Below are 16,420 nucleotides of genomic sequence, written 5' to 3'. Positions count from 1 at the left end.
CGGACGGTCGGGGGCATTCTGCCGTTCAAGGCTTCAGGGACGAACTCAGACGTCCGCGTTGCCGGTCTTCCAGACGCTCCAGGGGATGTTCCAGTCACCGAGGCCGTCGGTGCCGGAGAGAGTGCCGCCGACGGTGTTCTTGACGACGACGATGTCCCCACGCTTGGTGTTGTCGTAGACCCACTTGGCGTTGGACGGGCTCAGGTTGAGGCAGCCGTGACTGGTGTTGGAGTAGCCCTGCTGCCCGACCGACCACGGCGCCGAGTGGAAGAAGATACCGCTGTAGGACATTCGGGTCGCCCAGTCGACGGGGGTCTTGTAACCCTGCGCCGAGGTGACCGGGACGCCGTACGTAGACGAGTCCATGATCATGTTCGCGAAGCGGTCACCGATGATGTAGACGCCGTTGTCGGTAGGAGTGCTGTCCTTGCCCATAGAGGTGGGCATGGTCATGACAGTCTCACCGTTGACCTGGAAAGTGACCTGCTTGGTGTTGTCGTCCGCCGTGGCGATGACGGCATCACCGATGGTGAAGGAACTCTTCGCGTCTTCCTGCCCGAAGACTCCCTTGCCGAGATTGCGCCCGTACACGTTGACGCTCACGTCGACCTTGGTGCCCGGTGCCCAGTAGTTCTCCGGACGCCAACGGACCTCACGATTGTTGACCCAGTAGAACGCACCTTCGACGGCCGGAGTCGTGGTGACGGTGATCGCAGCTTCGGCAGCCTTGCGATCGGGGATGTTCTCGTCGAACTGCACCGCGATGGGCTGACCGATGCCGACCACGTCACCCTCGTTGGGCAAGACATACGGCTTGGTGACGTTGCCGGGCGCGCTGGTGGTGAAGGACGTGACCGTCGTACTGGCGCCACCCAATCCGAATGCGCGGGCCTCGATTTTGTACTTGCGGTTGTAGCCGAGCGGTTCGGTGGTCGTCCACGACGCACCGTCGGCAGCAATCGCGCCGGCAACTGCCTTGCCGTCCTGATTGACCATCGTCACGTCGGACAGAGCGCCGTCAGCGACGTTGATCTTGACCGGGTCGCCCGGCGAAAAGCCGACAGCGCCGTCGGCAGCGGTCGAGGTGAGCTTCGGCTTGATGAGTTCGGTGAGCGGATTGGAATCGATCGGCGCCGACCCTTCAGTGCTGACGTCCTTGCCGCCCGACGTACACGCGGTCATCAGAACGAGAGCACCGAGAGACGCCGCGATCATCGCCGCGCCCTTCGACGCTCGACCGTTCCCCCCGCGCACGGACAGACCCCACCTTTGACGACTCATCGTTCGACTCCGCTTCACAATTTCTCCGACTAACTTCCGCGTCACATGCGAATCCCACTTACCGGAAGGCAAGTGGGACTTGCGGTATGACTGCGCTGCACCAATGATGCCAGGCGCGCTCGTTACCAACGGTCATGAAAGCCCACGCCGTCAGTAACGTTCAAGTATCAATCGCTCCGAACCGTCCGTTTTGTTACCGCTTTCAGCGGATTTCCTCCGATCGGACTACAGCGGTGACGCCTCCACCTGGCGATTTGCTCCCGAACCGGCGATTCGGCTAATGTTCTGTCTCGCAAGAGCGAGCGCCTATAGCTCAGTTGGTAGAGCAAGTGACTCTTAATCACTGGGTCCGGGGTTCGAGTCCCTGTGGGCGCACTTGCAAAGGTCCCCACCTTCTTCGGAAGGTGGGGATTTTTCTTTGTGTCGTGGTGGACAGGTTGTGGTGAATAGACTTCACAGTTATCGGAACCACGGCCTGGAGGATTGATGACCGAGCGCGAAACCACACCGGGCAGCGAGCTGGCATTTGCCGGGGTTGCGGGTCAGGCCGCTCTGATCCGGTCCGGAGAATTATCGGCCCGCGAGCTCACCGAGAACACACTTCGCCGTATCGAACGCCTCGATTCGACGCTCAATGCTTTTGTGCGGGTTCTCGCAGACGAAGCGCTCGACGAAGCGACACGTCTCGATCAGCGCCAGGCCGACGGCCACAGCCTGGGCCCACTGCACGGAGTCCCGATCGCGATCAAAGACGAGAACGACGTCGCCGGAACGCCGACGACGTACGGCGGTGCGGCAGCAACTCGCATCGCATCGGCCGATTCAGAGGTCGTCCGGCGGTTGCGCGAAGCCGGCGCGGTGATCGTCGGCAAGACGACGATGCCCGAGTTCGGCATCTGGCCCTTCACGGAGACTGCTGCAAACGGCTACACCAGAAACCCTTGGGACACCGGCGTATCCACGGGCGGATCGAGCGGAGGATCTGCGTCGGCCGTCGCGTCGGGCATGGTCGCAGCGGCAATCGGCGGCGACGGCGGCGGTTCCATCCGACTGCCTTCGGCGTTCTGCGGGTTGTTCGGACTCAAATCGCAGCGCGGTCGGGTGAGCACCGCGCCGAACCGCAACCTCTGGCGCGGACTCGGCACGCTAGGCCCTCTCACTCGTTCCGTCGAGGACAGCGCGCTCGTGTACGACGTGATAACCGGTACCACCGGGATCGACGACTACACAGCCGAAACGCTCCGCGCCAGCTTTGCCGAGTCAGCCGCGTCGGCGCCCGGGCCGCTTCGCATTGCAGTGTCCACCCGGAGTCCGGTCCGGGGCGTCCGCCCGTCCCCGGAGGTCGTTGCCGCGGTGCATTCGATCGCAGAGATGTTGAGCGCGTTGGGACATCACGTCGAAGAGCACGATCCCGAGTACCCGGACGCAACTGCAGCATTTCTCCCCCAGGTGCTCGGCGGCGTCCGCGACGAAGCACTGCGCGTCGATCATCCAGCGTTACTCGAGAAGCGCACACGAGCACTCGCGTCGATCGGCCGGATAGCCGCTCCCGCGCGCGTCGGGAAATTCGCTTACCGCAAAGGTGAGCGAATCGCAGCGACGGTCAACCAGGTCTTCGACACCTTCGACCTGGTCCTGATGCCGACCACGCCCGCGCTGCCACGCCCGATCGGACAACTCGAAGGAACCGGCCTTCTGTCAGCAGTCCGCAAGGCGTTGCCGATCGCCGCCTACTGTTCGATCTGGAATGTCTGCGGCAACCCGGCGGCCGCTGTGCCCGCCGGGTTCTCCGAACGCGGACTCCCCCTGAGCGTCCAACTGGTCGGGCGCAGCGGTGGTGAACCGACGATTCTCGCCGTCGCACAGCAGTTGGAAAGCACCGTCCGCTGGCCGGATTCGCACCCTCCACACTCGTGAATTCCGGAAGCGATGTAACCATCGTCACCACGATGAACACGCGTTTTGCAAACTCCTGAGCCTGTCGGCTAATGTTCTGTCTCGCAAGAGCGAGCGCCTATAGCTCAGTTGGTAGAGCAAGTGACTCTTAATCACTGGGTCCGGGGTTCGAGTCCCTGTGGGCGCACTTGCAAGAAGGCCCCCACCTCACCAGGTGGGGGCCTTCTTCATGTTCTGTCTTCGACAACTCGGGTCAGCGAATGATCTTCCGGACCACGAGTATTCCCACCACTGAACCGACTGCGATCAGCGCGTACTTCACTGCCGGCTCGTTGAGCTTGGCGAGCACCGTCTTCTTGGTGTTCTCGACCAGCCGCTTCGGGTTGGTGCGGACCGTCAGTTCGTCGAGTGTGCTCGCGAGCTGGTTACGCGCCTTCTCGATCTCGCGTTCGATGCTCTCGGTGTCCCTGGGCACGTGTCCTCCAACTTGTCTGTGTTCTGCTGCTCTGTGTGCGGGTCTGCTGTGCGGACGCAGCGCGCCGACACTTCGCTCTACCGTAGAGGAGCAGAATGCCCTCGCGCCCACCTGCCGCGCAATTTCTCGACTAACCTCGATTCCCGTGACCGAGAACAGTAGATTGTCCGCCGGCGACGTCGCGCCGGATTTCACGCTCCCAGACGCCGATGGCAACGAGGTTTCCCTTCACGATTACCGCGGCCGCAAGGTCATCGTGTACTTCTACCCGGCGGCCAGCACCCCGGGGTGCACCAAGCAGGCCTGCGACTTCCGTGACAGCCTCGCCGAGCTGAACGGCGCCGGCCTCGAAGTCATCGGAATCTCGCCGGACAAGCCCGCAAAACTCGCGAAGTTCCGCGATACCGAAGAGTTGACCTTCCCGCTGCTCTCCGATCCCGAGAAGGCGACGCTCGAAGCCTGGGGCGCGTTCGGTGAGAAGAAGATGTACGGCAAGACCGTCCAGGGCGTCATCCGCTCGACGTTCCTCGTCGACGAGGAAGGCAAGATCGAGGTGGCCCAGTACAACGTCCGGGCCACCGGCCACGTCGCCAAGCTACGACGCGATCTGTCGGTCTAACTCCCGTACCGGCTCAAGAACAGAGCCTCCGCGAAAGCGAGATTCTCGATCTCCGACGGGTCGACGCTTTCGTCGGGCGCATGAATGCGGCATTGCGGTTCCTCGACGCCGATCAACGCGATCTCCGCGTCGGGGAACTGCTCGGCCAGTGCACTGCACAGCGGTATCGATCCCCCTTGGCCGGCAAATCCGACTTCGCGGCCGTAGGCATCGGTGAGCGCGGACTTCAGCTGCGCGAAACCTGCACCCTCCGTCGAGGACGAGAACGGCGATCCCGTCGATTCCGGAACGACCTCGATGTGGACGCCCCACGGCGCCGCCGCGCGGAGGTGGTCCGTCAACAACTTCTGTGCCTGCGCCGGATCCGTGCCAGGCGGGACACGAAGATTCAGGCGCGCCGACGCGCGGGGCGTGATCGCCGCCGCCGAACCCACGACCGGCGGGCAGTCGATACCCAGGATGGTCAGCGCCGGACGAGCCCACACCTGCTCGGCGACCGAACCGGAACCAGTCAGCTGCACCCCTTCGAGCACCCCGGCGTCGGAGCGGAACTGATCGCCGTCATAACTGACACCCGCCCATTCCTGGTCGTTGGTCAAGCCTTCGACAGTGGTGTTTCCGGCGCTGTCGTGCAGCGTCGAGAGTATGTGCACCAGCGCGGTGATCGCATCGGGCGCCGGTCCACCGAAGACACCGGAGTGAATCTCACCCTCGAGCGTCGACACGTGGACCACAACGTTCGCGATCCCGCGCAATGACGTCGTGATCGTCGGCTCCCCGACTTCGGTGTTGCCGGTATCGGCGATCAGGATCATGTCGGCTGCAAAAAGTTCGGGCCGCTCTCGCACCAGATCCTCGAGACCGCCAGTGCCCATCTCCTCGGATCCTTCGGCGACGAGCGTCAGGTGGACGCTCGGATCCACACCGGCTGCGGCGAGCGCTCGCAGAGCTGTCAGATGCATGACGACGTTGCCCTTGCAGTCGGAAGCGCCCCGTCCGAACCACCGTCCGTCGCGCTCGGTGAGCGTGAAAGGCGGGGAGCCCCAGAGCTCTTCGTTTCCGGGCGGCTGAACGTCGTAGTGGCAGTACAGCAGAACGGTCGGAGCACCGCCCGGGCCTGGTCGACGCCCGACAACCGCGGCCGAACCGTCGGAGGTCTCGATCGCCTCGATATCGGCGAAACCCTGAGCCCGGAATGCCTCCAGGACCCAATGCGCAGCGGCCGCGCATTCTTCCGGCGGGTACTGCCGTGCATCGGCAACGGACTTCATCGCCACAAGTGCACTCAGATCCTCACGGGCACGCGGCATGAGTTCACCTACCGCGGTTCGCAGTTCTTCCGTCATCGTCTCCCTCTCCTCGGCATCGAATCTCGGTGTGCCCGAAGAATCTCAGTCTGCCCGAATCGGACGTAGGCAGGCGCCAGGATCGCCGTTGCGCCACACCGCGCAGCAACCTCTTCGGCTACTGGACAGTTGGTCACCTAGTATCGAGGTGTGGCAACAGCATCGGGACTCGTGTGCGCGCACCTGCGCGGTGCGTTTCGACCGATCACGACCGCCGAAGTAGGTGGCCGATGACACCGGATAATGCACAAGTCCCAAATTCGACAGAAAACACCGATAGCCTGGAAGACGTGCAGCCCACGACTCGTCACCGCGCGCGGCGACGAGTCGACCCAGCACTGGAGAATCCCCAGAGCCTCGAAGAACCGCAGGAACTGCTGCCGCGCAAGCGTCCGACGCAAGAGCGCAGCCAGCGTAAATTCGACGCACTCCTGGCTGCGTCACGGGAACTCCTCACCGATGTCGGTTTCGAATCGTTCACCTGTGAAGAAGTCGCGGCACGTGCTGACGTCCCGATTGGGACGCTTTACCAGTTCTTCGCGAACAAGTACGTCATCGTGTGCGAATTGAACCGCCAGGACCTCGTCGGGGTCCAGCACGAGCTTGCTCAGTTCGGCGGCGAAGTACCCTCGCTCGACTGGTTGCGGTTCCTGAACAGTTTCGTCGATCACATGGCCGGGCTGTGGACGTCTGATCCGTCGCGCCGCGAGGTCTGGCTGGCGATGCAGTCGACGCCGTCCACGCGGGCAACCGGAGTCATTCACGAAAAGCAGTTCGCCGAGACCGTAGCGAAAATGCTCGGCCCGTTGACGCCTCGTACGCGGCGAGATCGTCGCCTGATGATGGCGGAAGTTCTTGTCCACGTGGTGTATTCGATGCTCAATTTCTCGGTTCAGGACGGTCAGTCGCATGCCGACGCCGTCGCCGAACTGAAAAGGTTGATGATCGCGTATCTCCTCGTCGCCGAGAAGGAATCCCGCACGAAGGACTAGTCGAACGACAAAGAGCCGGTCTCCCCTTGGGAGACCGGCTCTTTCGTGTCCGGCAGTGCTACTCCGGGTCGGATTCGATGACCGCGAAAGCGCCCGCCATGTCCCCGTCGTGCGTGAGCGAAATATGAATCTTCACTCCGGTCAGGTGTTTGGCCACGTCACCGCGAAGCCGGATGCCGGGGCGCCCCCAGGCGTCCGAGACGACCTCGATCTGATTGTGGATCATTTCCCCCAGCACCGGTGGGCCGGCGAAGAGAGCAGTTGACCATGCCTTGATCACTGCTTCCTTCGCAGCCCACCGGGCGGCGAAATGTCGTGCCGGTTCGGAGCTCCGGGTAACGGCGTCTCGACGCTCGCCCGGTGTGAAGTTGTCGAGCATTGCCGTTCCCGGCCTGTTCAATTGCTCGGCGAACTCCGACACCGTCACGAGGTCGAAACCGATACCCAGAACTCCCATACCGTGACTACTACTTGCAGCCGGGCAGATTCGAGCGGTACACCTGGTCTGCGCCGAGTCGTGCGTCCTCGCTCAGCAGCATGTCCGCTTCGAGCTGACGCGACGCCTTGGCCGGCGTTCCGTCGGCACCGAGGCGACGATCCGCCGGGCGCTCGTAGAGGCTGTCGCCACCGCACATCGCCTTCGCGAGGCGACGCTGACCGTCGATCGTCCGCTGCTGGGCCGCAGCAACATAGGCGTCACGCTTGTCGGCCGGAACCGACTCGACGAATGCCTGCGGGTGCACGACTGCGATCAGTCCGGAGACGTGACCGAAGCCGAGGCTGGTCAGCAGGCCCGCGCGCAGCGGAAGATGCTCACCGAACTTGAGCGGCTGACGTGCCCACACGAGGTGCTCGAATTCGGCCATCTTGTCGTCGACGCAGTCGAGGCTGCGGTTCGGCGGGACGATGCCCTGGCTCAGTACCTGGCAGAGCCCGATCAGCTGGAAGGCTGCGGCACCACCCTTGGCGTGACCGGTCAGGCTCTTCTGCGAGACCACGAACATCGGCGCGCCTTCACTGCGTCCCAATGCCCCGGCGAGGCGCTCGTGCAGCTCTGCCTCGTTGGGATCGTTGGCGGCAGTGGAGGTGTCGTGCTTGGAGATCACGGCGATATCGTCGGCGCTCACGCCGAGAGCGTTGAGCGAGAGTGCAAGCTGTGAATCCGCTCCCCCACGTCCGGCGCCCAGTGCTCCGAGTCCCGGTGCCGGGATCGAGGTGTGGACACCGTCGGCGAACGATCCGGCCCAGGCGACCACACCGAGGACGGGAAGACCCATCTCGAGTGCCAGGTCACCGCGAGCGAGGAGAATCGTTCCGCCGCCGGCCGACTCGACGAATCCGCCGCGGCGACGATCGTTGGCCCGCGAGAAGCGGCGATCCTCGATGCCCTTGGCATGCATGTCCTCGGTCTTGGCAGTGGCCGACATGTCGCCGAAGCCGATGATGCCTTCCGTGCTCAGATCGTCGAACCCGCCGGCAACAACCAACTGCGCCTTGCCGAGTCGGATCTTGTCGACGCCTTCTTCGACGGATACCGCTGCCGTGGCGCAGGCGGCGACGGGGTGAACCATCGCGCCGTAACCGCCGACGTACGACTGAACGACGTGCGCTGCAATGACGTTCGGCAGCGCTTCCTGCAGGATGTCGTTCGGACGGTTCTCGCCGAGCAGCGTGTCGATGTACAGGCTCCTCATGGAGGTCATGCCGCCCATGCCGGTGCCCTGCGTGTTGGCGACCAGGCTCGGGTGTACCCAGCGGAGCAGTTCGCTCGGAGTGAAGCCGCCCGTCAGGAAGGCGTCCACCGTTGCGACGATGTTCCAGAGTCCGACGCGGTCGACCGAATCTGCCATGTCGGCGGGGATGCCCCACTTGGTGACGTCGAAGTTGGTCGGAATCTGACCGCCCACACTACGAGTCAGCTTCATCTTGCGCGGAACGCGGATCTCGGTGCCTGCGCGGCGGGTGACCGTCCAGTCTCCGGACTCGGCGGAAACCGTCGCCGTCGTGTTCTCCGGATCGGATTCGACGAAGGCCTGAGCCTCTGCCTCACTGCCGACCACGAAGCTCAGATCCCTGTCCAGGAACACGGAGGTGAGCAGCGGAGCGGTGTTGTCGATCATCGCGCCCTCGTCGACGTAGCGACGGATGCCGCAACGCTCGACGACTGCGTCGTGGTACTTGTCGGCGATTTCCGCCTCGGGTACCAGGTCACCGGATTCGACGTCGTACCAGCCCGGCTTGGGGTCGTTCTCCCAGACGATGAGTCCGGTGTTCCACGCCAATTCGAGAACGCCTGCGGCAGACAGCTGCTCGTCGACCTCCATCTCGAAGCGGGTACGCGAGGAACCGTAGGGTCCGAGCTCTCCGGCACCCACGATGACCACGAGGTCCGCGGGGGTGACGTCCAGTTCGGGCCAGCTCGGAGCCTTGACCGAGTCGTCGATGCGAGCCGGCGCGGGCAGCGCCAGGATGCTGGACTCGTCCACTGCTTCGTCGACAGCCTCGGCGATCTCGGCCACCTCGGCAGCTTCCTTGGCCAGTGCGGCGAGGTCGAGGTTCGCCTCGGCGAGCCCACCGGTCAGGTCGACCTCGAGCGGAGCTTCGGCAGCAGCGCGCCGCGACTCGCGGGTTGCCGTCTTCAGCAGTTCGGTCGCCATCTCCTGGGTGGACCAGGTGCGGACGCCCGCAGCTTCGACTGCGTCGACGATGGGATCGTTGTGACCCATGAGTCCGGTTCCGCGAACCCAACCGATGACCGCATGTGCCAACGTGACCCGCTCGGCCCAGTTGCGCTCGGCCTTCCAGCGATTGACCACGGCGATCAGCGAAGCCTTGGCCTCACCGTATGCACCGTCGCCGCCGAACGTTCCGCGGTTCGGCGAACCGGGCAGCACTACGTGCAGGTGCGTGTCGACATCGCTGTCGTAACCGATCTTCGACAGACCGCCGATGAGGCGCTCCACCGACCAGAGCAGCACGCGCATTTCCATTTCGGCGCGAGCGCCGGCGTCGGAGAGTTCGCCGCCGACACGGGGAGCTGCGAAGGGGAAGAGCATCGTCGGCGTCATGGCCGGCTTGATGAGCTTCTTTGCGCCGCCTGCGTTCTCGGTGGCCTCGTTGCCGATCCAGTCGATCAGTGCGTCGACGTCGGTGTACGACGCCATGTTCGCGGGAACCACCCAGAGGGCGGCACCGGCGCGAGCATTCTCGCGGTACAGGTCGCGGTAGAAGCCCAGACGCTGACCGTCGAGTCGCGAGGTGGTCACGAATACCGTTGCGCCACCGGCAAGGAGCTTGCCCGTGACCGCTGCCGCGATGGAACCCTTGCTGGCGCCCGTCACTACTGCGACCTCGCCTGCCCACTCGGGTGCGTCGGATTCTGCCGCAGCAGCCGCATCAGCGATGCGGGTGTAGACCTCGGCGAGTGGGGTGCGGCCTTCGTCGGTTGCACGGGTGGCCCACCACTTCGCCTGTGCGGCGACGGTGGAGCCGGCACCGATGAAGTTCTCGACCGACAACGCGGTGTCACCGAGCCAAATGCGAGCGAGATCCTCACGCGCACTTGCCCAGCGGTCGTCGAGCAGCACGGCCTTCTGCGCGTCGAATGCCGGAGCAACCAGACGCGGCCAGTCGGAGCCGAGTTCAGCCGAGACCAGGTCGACCAGTTCGGTGTCCTCGACCGTCGCGACTGCCGTTTCTTCGTTCAGTCCGAGCTGCTCGAGTACCAGGCGTGCGGCCGAGGCCAGAACGCCGTTGCGACCGGTGATGTTCTCGGTGAACTCACCCAGAGCGGCTGCGTCGACGGTTCCGCCGCTTCCGCCGCCGGTAGCCGGCAACGAGACGCTGACTCCGCGAGCAGACCCGACCGAGGCAACTGCGCTGTCGATGACTGCGTCCACTGCTGCAGCGTCGGCCAGTGCGCCGGAGCTCAGGCCACCGAGGTCGCCGCCGCGGATGCTGGCGCCCTCACGGGTACCGAGAGCCACTGCTGCGGTGACGTGATGTGCCCAGCCGTCGCCCAGCTCCCAGACCTTCTTGACGCGGTCGGCGATGTAGCCGGGACGCTTGCCCGAGGGGCCGAAGACCTTGCGTAGGTGATCGTTGATCGAATCGGAGAGCACCGGTCCGAACGGCTTGTACGTACGGGCGAGCTTGTCGACGGTTGCCCCCAGGGAGCCCATGTCGGCGTCTGCGGCCCCGTCGATGGCACCGAGGGAGAGCTCGGAGCCGAGGTCGACCAGAAGCTGGTTGCGACGCGAGGAAACGCCGTCGCACAGTGCCTCGATCGTGTCCGCGGGGCCGACCTGATCGGGACGGAGCTTGGTCCACAGGCTGATCAGGACCTTCGTGGCGTCGGGCGCCTTGAAGGTGAGGTCGTCCGGACGCGGTCCACCCGAAGGTGCAGCCGGCGCGGCAGCGGCAACCGGAGCAGCGGCCGCGGCGACCGGAGCAGCCTGCGCGGCAGGCGCTTCGATCTCGTCGTCGTCATCGACAGCGGGGTCGACGTCGGTGCCGTAGACGATCGCAGCTTCGCGCTCGACGTTGAGAACCTCGACCGGGTAGCCGAAGCGGCCCGGCAGCTTGAGGGTCTGCGACGCGAGGTTCGCGACGGTCGGGGCAGCGCCGAGACCGATCTCGACGAAGCGTTCGACCCCGAGCCCTCCTTCGGACTCGTCACCGAAGAGCAGGTCCTGCGTCTCGATCCAACGGACCGGGCTGGCGAACTGCCAAGCCAGCAGCTCGATCAGGATGATGCGGGACAACTCGTGAGTGCGCGTTGCGTAGCTGTCGAAGTCTGCGAGGACTTCCTGCAGCGGCTCGGACGGCACCAAGTCGGCGATTTCCTGAACGAAGTCACGACGCAGCGAGAACGGCTTCGGAACCAGGTTCGGGATGTAGCGGCCGATCAGGATGTCCGGGTCGATGTCGTGCGGGAGCAAGTCCTGCAGGCACACGCGGAAGTCCGCCACGCCACCGCGAAGGACGGTGGAGTGGAACGGCACGTCGATGCCGGGAACCTGGATGTATGCCCGCTTGCCACCGAATTCTGCTCGGCGACGGTCGATTTCGACCTCGAGTGCGTCGAGACCGGCTACCGAACCGGCGATGGCGTACTGGCTGCCGCGCAGGTTCAGGTTGACGATTTCGAGGAACTCACCGGAGGTCTCGGCGACACCGGCGACGAAGCCCTGCACGTCGTCGTCGGAAACACCGATCTGCGACGGGCGAATAGCGGCCATGCGGTAGTCGGAGCGTCCGGCTTCGTCACGGGGAACGAGCTGGTGCATGGCGGAGCCACGCTGGAAGACGACCTCGAGAAGTGCTTCGAGCGGGAAAACCTCGGCGACAGCGGCGAGTGCGTTGTACTCACCGACCGAGTGACCGGCCAGAAGGGAATCCTCGATGAAGGTTCCGGATTCGCGCAGCTCGGCAACCTGGGCAACACCGAGAACGGCCATGGCCACCTGGGTGAACTGAGTCAGGTGCAGGACACCGTCGGGATGCCTGTGCTCGACACCACGGGCCTTGACGGTCACCGGGTTGTCGCGCACGACAGCGAGAATCGAGAATCCGAGTGCCTTACGAGTGTGCTTGTCCGCGCGCTCCCAGACGTCGCGGGCGGCCTTGGAGCGTGCGCGAGCGTCGAGGCCCATGCCCGGGCGCTGAATGCCCTGGCCGGGGAAGGCGTAGACGGTCTTCGGTGCGGCAGTGCGGCCGGTGGCGACCATGACCAGTTCGCCGTCGATGCGGCAGCCGACCTCGACGATTTCTGCGCCCTGGTCGATGCCGACACGGTCGACGCGGACGTCGATCTCGGCGCCGGGGCGAACCATCCCGAGGAAGCGGGCGGTCCAGACGGTCAGGCGGCGCGGCGGGACGCGGGTCTCGGCCGGGTCGACTGCGGTGACTACCTGCTGCGCTGCGGCGGAGAGCCACATGCCGTGCACGATCGGGGTTCCGAGGCCGGCCAGCAGAGCGGCGTTGTCGGAGGTGTGAATCGGGTTGTGGTCACCGGAAACCTGAGCGAACGCGCCCATGCTGACCGGAGCGAGGATCTTCGCGTCACGGCGACGACGACGCGAGGTGTCGACAGCCGCATCGCTGATCGATCCACCGGCGCGAGCCGGGTCGGCGAGTTCGCCTGCACCGGTGCGTCCGCGGATCGCGAAACGCTCGGTCATGGTGACGACTGCGGGGGCGTCGAGGCCCTCGCCGAGCATGGCACCGACCTCGACCTTGACCTCGACGACACGACCGAGGTCGGTGTCGAGAACCGAGGCGACCTCGGCATTGACCACGAGAATGCTTGTCTCGGAGGGAAGTTCACCGACGAAGTCGACGGTGTGGTCGAGGTGGACCAGGTCGAGCATGCCTTCGATAACGGAAAGACTGTCGAGCTTGGCTGCGCCGAGGACTGCGAACACTGCAGGCCAGCATGCTCCGACGACGACGTCCGGAACAGCTTTGCCGCTGACACTGAGCGTGGCGGGCAGACCGGAACCGGTGACACCGGCGTGATCGGCGATGCGATCGGGAACCCACGCGACGTTGAGGCGAGCCTTGCCGTTCTTGACTGTCGGAAGTTCCTGTCCGGCAGCAACTGCCAGGAGCGCGGACATCGCACCTTCGGCATCGGCTTCGGTGACAACCGGAGCGCCGCCGTCGACGACGGACTCGGGGATCGTGATCGTGATGTCGACGGACTTGCCTGCCACCAACGGAACCGAAAGCAGCACGTGCGAGGAATCGACGACGGTCAGACTGGAACCGGTGGTGCCGTGAACTGCCTTGTCGGCAGACTCTGCACTCCACTCGTCGAGGTCGCCGAGACGACGGACGGGGTTCTGGGTCAGGCGGCCGGCCCACTGGAGGTCAGGAGCCGAGAGAACGGCGTCGAGAAGTCCGGGTGCGGAATCCTGGTGGCGACGGCTCGCGAGTGCAACCGGAGTGGTTCCGGCAGCAACCAATTCGTCGTAGGTCACCTTCTCGAAGCGATCGAGCAGGTCACCGACCGGCTCGTCGACACGGGTGATGCCGGCGACGGCAACGGTGCCGGGGATGACGCAAACCTGATCGGCGGTGTAGCGGGGGTCGTGTGCCTGCCACAGGGAGTCGCTGCGCCACCAACGACGCACGTCACCGTCGACGACGGGAACGAAGTTGACCGGCTTGCCCGGCGTCTTGCACAACGAGATGAAGAACGAGACGTCTGCGGGATGCAGAACGGTGGTCGAGTAGTCCGGGTACGACGCCTGCAGTGCGCAGATTGCAGCCTCGGGGCGCTCGAGGGTCTCGGCGTCAGCGAACAGCGTGGGGATCGGGCCGCGGTCGACCGGGTGCAGACGCGCCTCGGTGCGCTGGAGCATCTCGCCGAAGCGAGCACGCCAGGTGATGTCGAGCCACGGGCTAGACGTCGCCTCGACGATGGCGTCCTGAAGATCGGCGCCGCAGTCGAATTCCTTCGCCGCGTCGATGCCGACGGTCAGCTCGAGGTAGCGGCGCAGCCACTGTGCGTACGTCATGGTCTCGACGTCGCCGAAGTACGGCTTGGCGGTGACGTCGAGGGCGGCGATGATCTCGTCGCGGCGCTCGGCCACTGCCTCGGAATCGCCGGCAACCTCGTCGAGGAGGCGCCCGGTACGCGAAGCCGCGTTGTCGATCTCGTGGATGTCGGCACCGAGCTGGCTACGGCCGGAGGCCATTCCGCCTTCAGCGGTACCTGCACCGACCCAGTCCGGCGTACCGGGTGTGTCGACGAGGAGCTGCTTGACCTCGGGAGAGGTGGTGGCCTCGAGAGTCGCCATGGCTGCGGTGCCGACAAGGATGCCGTCGACGGGCATGGCCGGGAAACCGGCTGCGGCGGACCAGCGACCGGTCAGGTAATCGGCTGCGCGCTCGGGTGTTCCGATGCCGCCACCGACGCAGATGACCAGGTTCGGACGTGTACGCAGCTCGGCGTACGTGTCGAGGAGCAGGTCGTCGAGGTCTTCCCACGAGTGGTGTCCGCCGGCGCGGCCGCCTTCGATGTGGACGATGACCGGGAAATTCGGAACCTCGTTGGCGATGCGGATCACGGAGCGGATCTGCGCCACGGTGCCGGGCTTGAATGCAATGTTGGTGATGCCGATCTCGGACAACTCGTCGATGAGAGCAACAGCCTCTTCGAGTTCCGGGATACCGGCGGTGACGATGACGCCGTCGATGGGAGCACCGGCGGTACGGGCACGCTGCACGAGGCGCTTGCCACCGAGTTGCAGCTTCCACAGGTACGGGTCGAGGAACAGGGAGTTGAACTGGACCGCGCGGCCCGGCTCGAGCAGCATCTTCAGCTCTGCGACACGGTCTTCGAAGATTTCTTCGGTGACCTGCCCGCCACCGGCAAGCTCGGCCCAGTGACCGGCATTGGCTGCCGCGGCAACGATCTTGGCGTCGACCGTCGTCGGCGTCATACCTGCGAGCAGGATGGGTGAACGACCGGTCAGCTTCGTGAACGCGGTCTCGACGCCGATACGGCCGCCGGGAAGCGCAACGGGCTTCGGAGCGAACTCGGACCACGAACGTGAGACCTCAGGTGCTGCACCGGGGGTGAGCAGATTGCGGTGTCCGCCGCGGGTGGCTGCGGCAATGATGCCGATGCCCTGTCCACGCAGCGAAGAGGACGTCATACGGGTCAGCTGATCGCTGGGTCCGAGATCGAGAATCCACTTGGCGCCGGCGGAGATTGCGCCGTCGACAGCCTCGACCCAGTCAACCGGATCGACGAGGACACCCTGCGCAAGTTCGCGCGCACGGTCCGCGTCGAGACCGCAACGGGTCGCCCAGCTGCCGACGAGTTCGACGGCCTCGGTCAATGCGGGGTGATGGAAGCCGATTTCGGTGTCGAGCGGATCGAAGGACGGCGCGAAGACGGAACCGCCACGCTTCTTACCCTCACGCTCGCGGGCTTCCTCGGCTTCGATCTGCTCGCAACGCTCTTGCACGCGTGCCAGCTGAGCGGGCGGCCCGGCGAGAACGACGCGGCGACGGCCGTTGCGGATGGCGAGGACAGCCGCGCGCTCAGGCGCCACACCCTCGGCAAGCTCGGCGACGATGGCGGCGAGACGCTCGGGATCGACGCCCGAGACCGCAACCATCGGCTTCGCGGAGGCGCCGGCGATGACGCCGCGGCGACGGCCGACCAAGCTGGCAGCAGCACCGACGAGCTGTGCGACGGCGAGGAGTTCACCGTCGTCGTTGCCCTGCGCGGCTACGGCAGCCGTGGCCAGAAGGCCCTGCGAGTGGCCGATGACGGCAGCCGGCGGGTTACCGGCTACATCCAGACCCTGAGCGGAGAGTGCACGCAACGCCGCAAGCTGCGTGAGGAAGACGCCGGGGAGTGACACCGGAGCTGCGGTGAGCGCGGCAGCGGAAGGCCCGGCCGACTTCTCACCTTCTTCTTCGTCGACGATCTCGGCTTCGAGCATCCACGCGATCGGATCGAATCCGACCGGGCGAACCACGAGGAGATCCTGCGCGACGGGCGCGAGGCGTGCTGCTGCGTCGTTGACCAGATCGGTCAGAACGGGCTCCAGGCCGTTGTCACGGCTGAGCTCCTCGAGCGAGGTGAGCCAGGGAGCGCCCTGTCCACCGAAAGCGATTGCGTAGGAAACGCCGTTGTTCAGCGAATCGACGAGGGCACCTTTGCTGGTCGTGCGGGACTGTCCCCCATCGACGCCGAAACGGCGTCCACCCTTCGAGTCGCGTCCGTTTCCTGTAGGTGTCGTGTCATCGATCGTCACGCGTACGTCCTCTCCTGGTCACCTCTGCGGCG

Annotated in this window: 8 protein-coding genes and 2 tRNA genes; 5 read left to right on the top strand and 5 right to left on the bottom strand. The window is 65.1% G+C overall.

The features are described from left to right. Positions 1–45 precede the first annotated feature (45 nt). The gene (locus RhoBH5_RS29585) at positions 46–1,215 is read right to left on the bottom strand and encodes a L,D-transpeptidase (RefSeq protein WP_125052658.1); all 1,170 of its coding nucleotides are present in this window, start codon (positions 1,213–1,215) and stop codon (positions 46–48) included. Positions 1,216–1,583: 368 nt separating this feature from the next. Here RhoBH5_RS29585 and RhoBH5_RS29580 point away from each other — a divergent pair. The 3 genes from RhoBH5_RS29580 (at position 1,584) to RhoBH5_RS29570 (ending at position 3,364) form a co-directional block, all read left to right on the top strand. Next, a tRNA-Lys gene (locus RhoBH5_RS29580) sits at positions 1,584–1,656 on the top strand. 111 nt (positions 1,657–1,767) lie between these two features. Continuing rightward, positions 1,768–3,198, top strand: coding sequence for an amidase (locus tag RhoBH5_RS29575; protein ID WP_054827000.1), 1,431 nt, complete (start codon positions 1,768–1,770; stop codon positions 3,196–3,198). Positions 3,199–3,291: 93 nt separating this feature from the next. Next, positions 3,292–3,364, top strand: a tRNA-Lys gene (locus RhoBH5_RS29570). A gap of 66 nt (positions 3,365–3,430) precedes the next feature. On the opposite strand, the gene RhoBH5_RS29565 is transcribed toward RhoBH5_RS29570, so the two are convergent. Next, entirely contained in the window at positions 3,431–3,652 is a 222-nt protein-coding gene (locus RhoBH5_RS29565) for a DUF3618 domain-containing protein (RefSeq protein ID WP_007733292.1), read from the bottom strand. Positions 3,653–3,797: 145 nt separating this feature from the next. Between RhoBH5_RS29565 and bcp the strand changes: the two genes are divergently transcribed. Next, positions 3,798–4,271, top strand: a complete 474-nt coding sequence (bcp, locus tag RhoBH5_RS29560; RefSeq protein ID WP_007733290.1) for a thioredoxin-dependent thiol peroxidase — start codon at positions 3,798–3,800, stop codon at positions 4,269–4,271. Here the strand turns inward: bcp and RhoBH5_RS29555 are convergent. Continuing rightward, complete coding sequence (locus RhoBH5_RS29555; protein ID WP_208690479.1) at positions 4,268–5,617, bottom strand: dipeptidase; 1,350 nt, start codon at positions 5,615–5,617, stop codon at positions 4,268–4,270. The two genes, bcp and RhoBH5_RS29555, sit on opposite strands and share 4 nt — an antisense overlap. 290 nt (positions 5,618–5,907) lie before the next feature. Between RhoBH5_RS29555 and RhoBH5_RS29550 the strand changes: the two genes are divergently transcribed. Then, positions 5,908–6,609 (top strand): TetR family transcriptional regulator, encoded by a 702-nt coding sequence (locus RhoBH5_RS29550; protein WP_003945379.1) that lies wholly within the window; start codon positions 5,908–5,910, stop codon positions 6,607–6,609. A 58-nt stretch (positions 6,610–6,667) separates the two neighbouring features. Here the strand turns inward: RhoBH5_RS29550 and acpS are convergent, their stop codons facing one another. After that, entirely contained in the window at positions 6,668–7,066 is a 399-nt protein-coding gene (acpS, locus tag RhoBH5_RS29545; RefSeq protein ID WP_193595181.1) for a holo-ACP synthase AcpS, read from the bottom strand. A 10-nt stretch (positions 7,067–7,076) separates the two neighbouring features. Next, on the bottom strand, positions 7,077–16,388 hold the full coding sequence (locus RhoBH5_RS29540; protein WP_270009184.1) for a type I polyketide synthase: 9,312 nt from the start codon (positions 16,386–16,388) through the stop codon (positions 7,077–7,079). Between the last annotated feature and the right edge of the window lie 32 nt (positions 16,389–16,420).

The sequence above is a fragment of the Rhodococcus sp. BH5 genome (genome assembly GCF_027583855.1).
Lineage (GTDB): Bacteria > Actinomycetota > Actinomycetes > Mycobacteriales > Mycobacteriaceae > Rhodococcus_F > Rhodococcus_F qingshengii.
This window is presented reverse-complemented; position numbering and strand designations above follow the sequence as displayed.